9 protein-coding genes are annotated in these 6,782 nt (G+C 54.1%); 3 read left to right on the forward strand and 6 right to left on the reverse strand.

The window, feature by feature from the left end:
- From HY795_02500 to HY795_02515, 4 genes are all read right to left on the reverse strand, one after another.
- Positions 1-1,320 carry a TcpQ domain-containing protein gene (locus HY795_02500; protein MBI4804086.1) on the reverse strand — a complete coding sequence of 440 codons (1,320 nt, stop codon included), beginning with the start codon at positions 1,318-1,320 and terminating at the stop codon, positions 1-3.
- Positions 1,321-1,328: 8 nt separating this feature from the next.
- Positions 1,329-2,291 (reverse strand): P-type conjugative transfer protein TrbG, encoded by a 963-nt coding sequence (gene trbG, locus HY795_02505; GenBank protein ID MBI4804087.1) that lies wholly within the window; start codon positions 2,289-2,291, stop codon positions 1,329-1,331.
- Between the two features lie 8 nt (positions 2,292-2,299).
- Positions 2,300-3,001: a type IV secretion system protein gene (locus HY795_02510; GenBank protein MBI4804088.1), complete on the reverse strand. Its 702-nt coding sequence runs from the start codon at positions 2,999-3,001 to the stop codon at positions 2,300-2,302.
- Positions 3,002-3,417: 416 nt separating this feature from the next.
- Positions 3,418-3,819, reverse strand: a complete 402-nt coding sequence (locus HY795_02515; protein MBI4804089.1) for a hypothetical protein — start codon at positions 3,817-3,819, stop codon at positions 3,418-3,420.
- Between the two features lie 249 nt (positions 3,820-4,068).
- Between HY795_02515 and HY795_02520 the strand changes: the two genes are divergently transcribed.
- Both HY795_02520 and HY795_02525 read left to right on the forward strand, forming a co-directional pair.
- Positions 4,069-4,314: a type II toxin-antitoxin system RelE/ParE family toxin gene (locus tag HY795_02520; GenBank protein ID MBI4804090.1), complete on the forward strand. Its 246-nt coding sequence runs from the start codon at positions 4,069-4,071 to the stop codon at positions 4,312-4,314.
- Positions 4,298-4,633 (forward strand): helix-turn-helix transcriptional regulator, encoded by a 336-nt coding sequence (locus tag HY795_02525; protein ID MBI4804091.1) that lies wholly within the window; start codon positions 4,298-4,300, stop codon positions 4,631-4,633. Before HY795_02520 ends, HY795_02525 begins: the two co-directional genes overlap by 17 nt.
- A gap of 30 nt (positions 4,634-4,663) precedes the next feature.
- Here HY795_02525 and trbL read toward each other — a convergent pair whose 3' ends face one another.
- A complete protein-coding gene (trbL, locus tag HY795_02530) occupies positions 4,664-5,869 on the reverse strand; it encodes a P-type conjugative transfer protein TrbL (GenBank protein MBI4804092.1) in 1,206 nt (401 codons plus the stop codon).
- On the opposite strand from trbL, the gene HY795_02535 reads away from it, so the two are divergent.
- Entirely contained in the window at positions 5,847-6,137 is a 291-nt protein-coding gene (locus tag HY795_02535; protein ID MBI4804093.1) for a hypothetical protein, read from the forward strand. The genes trbL and HY795_02535 overlap by 23 nt on opposite strands.
- 20 nt (positions 6,138-6,157) lie before the next feature.
- Here HY795_02535 and HY795_02540 read toward each other — a convergent pair whose 3' ends face one another.
- Positions 6,158-6,562 (reverse strand): hypothetical protein, encoded by a 405-nt coding sequence (locus HY795_02540; GenBank protein MBI4804094.1) that lies wholly within the window; start codon positions 6,560-6,562, stop codon positions 6,158-6,160.
- Positions 6,563-6,782: the final 220 nt, after the last annotated feature.

Genomic DNA, 6,782 nt, shown 5'->3' on the forward strand with positions numbered 1-6,782 from the left:
CTAATCCTCCGCAACTTCAACAACATTGTTTCCTTGGTACACAGTCACTCGCAGCGGGTTCCCTCCGCGATGCAGGCCAGCAAAAAGCTGCTTTATGGCTCCAACGAAATCCCCGTCGAACTTGGCTCTGGCTTCAAGTTCAAAATCATGCTTCGCCTTCCAAACCAGCTGGTATTGGGCCTTGATCACCCATGACTCGAGCTGAGCATGAAGACTGCCCGGCTCAATGATCCAGCTCGGAACTGGACCTGCCGAAGGGGCTGCATCGGACCCCCCCGGCGGGGGGGCCAGTTCTGCAAGGGCCTCCTGGACGGGTGATGCTGGAGCAACTGGAACGGCAGGGGCTGAAGTAGGGACAGAATTCCCAGCCGAAACCGGCGTGGGGTCCATGGGTCTTGTGGCGGCAGGGCTTGCTTCTGTTGGCTTGGCCACGGGCGCGGGAGCCGAGACCGGAGCAGAAAGAGCAACTGGGTTCGTTGCAGGGGTTGGCTTTGCGGATGCCAAAGGCTTGGGCTGACGGTCCCCGGAGGACGCCGGAGGAACGGCCTGTGCCGTGGCGGGAAAAACAGGCTCAGCAACAGATCCACGCAGGAACACCATCCGCCCGGCCTCAAGGACGGTATCCGGCTTCAAATTGTTCAGGCGGCAGAACTCCTCCACCGGTATCTTGTTGCGTTTTGCGATCCGCGCCGACGTGCTCTTGCTGCGAACCGGCACCCCGGCATCATGCGCCGGGACAGTGGGAGGTACTGAGCCTGGCTTTGCACCAGGCCCAGTACCTTTCATCAGCCTGTCTGGATGGACCTGAACCTGGGAAGGTGTGGCAACCGTCGGCTCACCCAGCAGAGGGAGGGACTCCAAAGGAGAAAACGTTGGAGACTTCACGGAGGGAGCATCGATTCTGTGCGACAGGCTCGCTATGGTCAGGGGGCGAACCGTTCCGAAGGATTCACCGTCGGAAGTCCTGACCTGGAGGTAACAAGTGGGCGAGGTCTCATCACGGATGACGTCCAAGGTATAGCCGACCCTGATTCCAGCCGGAGAGTCAGGGGCGGAGATCAGGAAGCCTTGAGCCCGCAGAGTAGTGTCCAGTTCCTGACCGAAGGTACTTTTCGTTTTGGCCAGGGTCAGTGTCGTGCGACCCGGAGGATAACGGCGGGCCAGTTCCTCAGCTGCCATGGTGGCTAGGGATTGGGCGTCTCCGGGGTACGTGTCGCTCACTCCGTCGTATGTGGGAATGCCGCCGTTATCCACGTGGCGGGTCTGCATGACGCAGCCCTGAAGCTGCACGGCCAGGAGCAGTAGAAGTATGTATCGCATCGCCAGCCTCACTTCTTGCGGATGGTAATGCGTTGCTGCTTACTGCCGACGCCAGAAATGAGAAACGCTTCCTGGAATACGCCATCTACGATCATGGCCATGTTCTTCAGGCGGAAGTTCGCCATCGTATCCTGGCCACCGTTGCGCACGAGAAGAACAGGGGCATCACCGGATTGGACCGAAGATGGGAGCTTGATGAACATCTGACGACCGTCGTCGAAGACCTGGAGTGGCTTCCAAGGGGCATCCCCCTTGATTTCATAACTGAAGTTCAGTTGGCTCAGATCCTTTGGCTCACCATCCGCATCCGCTGTCTTCCACTGTTTATCCTTGGTTTCCCTGGCGTCCTTCTCTTTAATCCGGATGGCGTTGTCTTCCGGGTAGAGAAAGCCGACACGGGGAGTGTGGCCGGTGCGTTGGCTGACCAGCTTCAGGATATAAGCCCGGCGGTCCGTGGTGATGATCGCGTTAGTGACAAGACCGGCATCCATGGGTTTGATCAGGACATGGGCGGTGTTTCCCGACTTGACCACCTCGCAAACCCAGCGCGCCGAGTCGCCGACCACAACTTCATTCAAAGATTCGCCCGGTTGGAGCTCAACCACGGAAATGAGGCTTGGAGCGCAGATGACCGTCGGGGAAGAGGCTCCATATGGGAACATGAGCTTGCCGTTGGCCTGGATGGGCGTAGCTCCAGAAGTTTCCCAGTCTTGGGCCATTTTCACGGCCTGGCGTTCTCTTGCGTTCAGCGGCACGTCGGGGTTGAGATAGTCCGCCTGGCGGGGTTGCTCGGGGGATTTTCCCTTGCCTGTCGTCCGCTGGCTGGCCGAGGCATCCATTTGGTACTCCTCGGGAACCATTATGGTTTTTGCGGGCTTTCCTTTCTCGTCAGCGCGCGACTGCTCCGCAGCCAAAAGAGGTTGCCTCAGGAGGAGGGTCACGAACACCGCCACGAACAATCGTTTCAACATGCTGCTTCCTACTTTTTGGGAATTGATGCGGGTTCCATCACGCTGGAACTGGACATGCCCGTCACGTAAACGCCCCCAGGGTTCCGAAGAATTTGCGCGTCCGTGGTGGGAGGCTGGATTTGGATCGTCAGGGTCGCTTGATAGCCCTCACTGGCGACCTGGACGCCAGAGTGGTTTCGCGTGACTTCGGTCCACTCAATCCGCCAGGAGTCGGCACTGACCTGCGCGGGCAGGCTCTTGATGTTGACCTGAACGAGTTTGTCCTTGGCCCGCTCATAGGGGTTGTTGGTTTCGTACCACTGGCGCATCTGCCCCTTGGCAGCGCCGATGGCGAAATATGACAGTCTCTCGATGAACCTCTTCTGGAGGTCCAGGTCGGCAGTCACGGAGCGCCACTGTGTGACGAAGGTGGCCAACTCCGCCTGAATGACTCTCGTTGGCGTCGGCGAAGCCACGGAGGCCCGCTCGACAGCAGCGACCCGCCCCAGTTGGTCCACCTCAACGACATAGGGTACAATTTTTGATTGAGTGGCCTGGACTACGTTGCCCATGACAGAGATGCCGGTGATCCCAAGGGCAATGAACGCCGCCATGCGCCACTGCCTGGTGCGCTGGATGTAACTGCCATAGCGCTCCAGCCATTCCTCCCGTCCACGCACGTAGGAGGACCTCTCTGTTGAGGCAGCCCGATCCTCGGCTTCCGGTTTCATTTTTGATTTCCACAACACTCTGCTACTCCCTCATTACTTTGTTTTGAGAGTAAAAATGTTCAGCGCTACTGCTAAATGCGTACTGACGGGGGAAATGTGATTTTTGATATATCACTTAAAGATGGACGCGTTGTGTACATGTGCTGCGATGACAAATGGCTTCAAGAACATCGCGGCTACCATGTTGTTGAGGTAAGTGCGACAAAGTTCTTGAGACAGTGGGATGAATACGACCATAGAAATTGCTCATTGGACGATCACGCCAACAGAACAAAATTGCCATAGGCTGAGGATGGATTCTCTCATGGGCGAGAGAACCCTGTCCCTCTCTCCGAGGTTGGTACGGTGATCCACCCGGCAAGTGGGAAAATCCGCCTTGTAAATGGAATAACCCGACTCGTGTGGTTGATCCGAAATCACGCATTGTCTTTCCCCGTGCTTTGCCCAGCTTCTGAGGGTGCGTTGCTGGCAATGCTCTGTGGAAAGAGTGACGTATAAATTCGTTCTTTCGTCCAACCTTCGGCACGACGGCCGACTATCTCCTTATGATGGCGCATGTAGAGTTTTTGCAGGCATTTCATCTGATCCATTTGGACAAAGAACAGAGGTCGGGAAAAGTCATACTTAATCAAATGCGGAAGGTTGTGGGCGAACTCCGCCAAGGTCCAAATCCAAGCCTCTTCCCCAGCGGTAAGCCCAGTTCCGTAACCGCAAATGAAACGTATTTTCACAAACGCCCACTGCGAAAGCATCATGCACTCTCCGCGCATGGCTTCTTTCTCGGCATCTGTAACTATCTTTGTGGTGGTATTATCCATAACAAGTCCCTATGGTTTATGGTGCAATTATAGAGCATTCTTGTTGTTCAAAATTTGAACGGCATGTCGTTGCACGGTTCTTAGCCTGGGACCGCTGCCTGGGGCGCTCGCGTCTACCCATTCTGAGCGTATCGTCTGACTCTTTCCGGCTTTCGTGTTTTCATCTCTTCGTGCTTTATTCCGTGTGCGACATGCCATATTTTGTTAGTCTTTATTGACGAAAAACGTTCACAAACATACATTCATTTTATGCACACGGTTGCGATCACACCGAGAGCCTTCAAACAGATGCGCAAGTTTCCTCTGGCTGATAGGGCTGCCATCATCAAGGCCGTGAAGGCTTTGAAGGATTGGCCGGACTGCCGAAACGTGAAGAGTTTGACGAGCCGGGACGATTACCGCCTGCGGGTGGGCGACTTCCGAGCCATTTTCACCGTGTACGGAGACACCATCACCGTCACAGAAGTGAGGAGGAGAGATGAGCGCACCTACTAAGCACCAAGTGATCGAGCATGGAGGGAACCCCCTCTTCGTGCTCGTGCCGTACCCCGAGTATCTGGAGCTGACCGGCCAGAAGGAATCGTCTTCCAACATCCCTGTAGAGGTGGCGGAAATCGCCCTTTTGGAGGACAAAAGCCTGATGCGGGCTTGGCGTGAGCACCTTGGTCTGACCCAGGAGGAGGTTGCGGTCAGAGCTGGGGTCTCGCGCGGAGCGTATGCCCAGATGGAGGCGCTGGACACCAAACCCCGCCGAGCTACCTTGGCTAAGATTGCTGCGGCACTAGGCGTGAAGGTGGAGCAGTTGACAGAGTGAGGGGGCGTAAAGCCGTCCATGGGACTGCGGTTACGCCTGGCCATTGCTGCCTCCATCTTTGCTGCCGGAACTGGAATCATCACCAGACAGGCCCAGGTTGCGCATTTTCATTTCCTGGAGCCTCGAACTCATAGCGGCCCCAAAGCGCTCGCCATGAGATAGATTGCCGCCCTCGGCCTTGGCCTGTTTGTGCGCCTGCCAAAGTGAACCCGCCATGTGGCGGGCCTTCCCCAGGCCAGTGGCTCCATCCATTGAAGCGATCTGGGCGGCCTTTCTTGTGGCGTCGATCCCGCGCCCGCTGCCCATTGCCGCACCCAGTACACCTCCGACTGCGACAGCAGCACCGGCTGCTGTCGCAGTTGCTGCTTGACCTAGGACTGCGCCACTGTTCACGTGCGCTCCATTTATGATTCCGGCGCATACGTCAGGTATGCTTTTGACTAGGGCCAGAAGTATTATGGAGACTGCAATGGCAATAAATATGTCTTCGAGGTTTGAATTTTCAAACGTCAATCCCTGCATAAATTTTAAACCTAAGCCCATTACGAGCTGTAGTACAAAAAGCTTGAATGCAACAGATAGAACATATCTCATTACGCTAATTGCGTATTCCTTGAATATTGTTGCGCCACCAAGACCAAGTAGTATTACACTAGCATTCATTGACACGAGCGCTTCGCACTTAACAAAGACTAGCTGTGCGGTCATCAAGGCGAATGCAATCAAGATCACTAGCCCACATAATGCAAATGCGATGGAGTTTACTGCGTCATCAACGCTCTTGAATTTCATTTTATCAAATATAGTCTTTGTCAGTTCGATTCCTGCGATTAGCGGGTCTGTGGCGTTGTATTTAGATGGGCCGAGGTTTGTTGCGATATTGTTCAGTCCGTTGATGATGCTCCACGACCAGTCTTGATAATTGACAATTGTGGCTGCAATGAAGCAACAAAATAGTATTGTCGAAATGAATTGGCCAAATACTTCTCCAATATTGTCTCTTCCGATGGCTGCCTTGACGCCGAAAAGAACAACAGTTAATGTTGTACATAGCCTGAACAGATCAAAGGCATATCCCTGGAGTGCTTTGCTCCATGTGCTTGTTTTTGATTCAAACTCCGTTATGATGCGCGGTATTATTGTTTCTATTTGCGCATTCGCATCTATTGGTGCAAATGTAACAATTACAAAGCCTGCAATGAGGAACGACAAAATGAAGAGTTGTTTGCTTTTCATTGTTTTACTATTCTCAAGTATTATGCTGTTTGGTTGTGAGTCCGACAAGAACAAGCTTGAAGCAGAAAAGTTGCGCATGGAAGTTGAGAAGTTGAAGGCCGATAAGGCAGAGGGAGAGTCAATGAAAAAGGCGGCAGAGGAAGCAAAAATTCAGGGCCAGCGAACACTTGATAGATTGAAAGAAGCAAGCAAGCAGCTTGACAATGGCGTGTTCCCTGTGCGGAAGGGCCCTGAGAAGGATGCCGATGTTTCATCGAAGGCTCCATAACTCTCTGTATTAAAACGGCTCTAGAATGGGTCGCTTTGTTTGTTGTTGATTATCGTTTGCAGGCGCTCAGTTGAGAGTACTGCTTTCCACGCTTCCTCCTGCATTTGCTTGTTCTTCTCGCCTTTCATGTCTCTTTGAACGGAAGACTGAATAGACACGGCAAGAAGCTGGCGGAGGCGCTGGGATTCCCTGAGTTGCAGGGTCGCAATTTGGTTTCCGGCCTCCAGGGCTTTCATCTGGCCGTCGGGGGTCAACAAGAGGTCGTTCAGTTGGCTGTCCAGTTCGGCGGATTTCTGTTCGATCTCGTCAATCTGGCTGCCGGACTCCTGGAACGCGGCTTCTTGAGCCTTTTCAGCTTCGCTTTCGATCTGTTCCCGCATTTTGAGGAACGCGGCCTCGGACGCTGCCCGTTCTTCCCCGGTCATGGGCGCTCCATCGGGTTTGGAGCTTTTGAACAGGTCCCGAATCGTTCCCCTGTTGGCGTAGGTCGCTTTGAAAATCTGGCTAACAGCGTGTTGATTTTCTCCACGAAACATCCGACCATCCTTCCACGAGAAGGAGGATGCCAATGGGTCTTGGTCGACAAGCCGAACGACAGAACGCCATGTGGATCAGCTGCGATTTGATCCCCAAATCCCGAGGACA

It is taken from the genome of Desulfovibrio sp., from assembly GCA_016208105.1.
Classification (GTDB): Bacteria; Desulfobacterota; Desulfovibrionia; order Desulfovibrionales; family Desulfovibrionaceae; genus Fundidesulfovibrio.

Bases quoted from the DNA above. Each gene is read 5' to 3' on its own strand.
- HY795_02515 (MBI4804089.1), bottom strand. From the start codon at position 3,819: ATGGATAATACCACCACAAAGATAGTTACAGATGCCGAGAAAGAAGCC.
- HY795_02525 (MBI4804091.1), top strand. From the start codon at position 4,298: ATGAGCGCACCTACTAAGCACCAAGTGATCGAGCATGGAGGGAACCCC.
- trbL (MBI4804092.1), bottom strand. From the start codon at position 5,869: ATGAAAAGCAAACAACTCTTCATTTTGTCGTTCCTCATTGCAGGCTTT.
- HY795_02510 (MBI4804088.1), bottom strand. From the start codon at position 3,001: ATGAAACCGGAAGCCGAGGATCGGGCTGCCTCAACAGAGAGGTCCTCC.
- HY795_02535 (MBI4804093.1), top strand. From the start codon at position 5,847: ATGAAGAGTTGTTTGCTTTTCATTGTTTTACTATTCTCAAGTATTATG.
- HY795_02520 (MBI4804090.1), top strand. From the start codon at position 4,069: ATGCACACGGTTGCGATCACACCGAGAGCCTTCAAACAGATGCGCAAG.
- HY795_02540 (MBI4804094.1), bottom strand. From the start codon at position 6,562: ATGACCGGGGAAGAACGGGCAGCGTCCGAGGCCGCGTTCCTCAAAATG.
- trbG (MBI4804087.1), bottom strand. From the start codon at position 2,291: ATGTTGAAACGATTGTTCGTGGCGGTGTTCGTGACCCTCCTCCTGAGG.
- HY795_02500 (MBI4804086.1), bottom strand. From the start codon at position 1,320: ATGCGATACATACTTCTACTGCTCCTGGCCGTGCAGCTTCAGGGCTGC.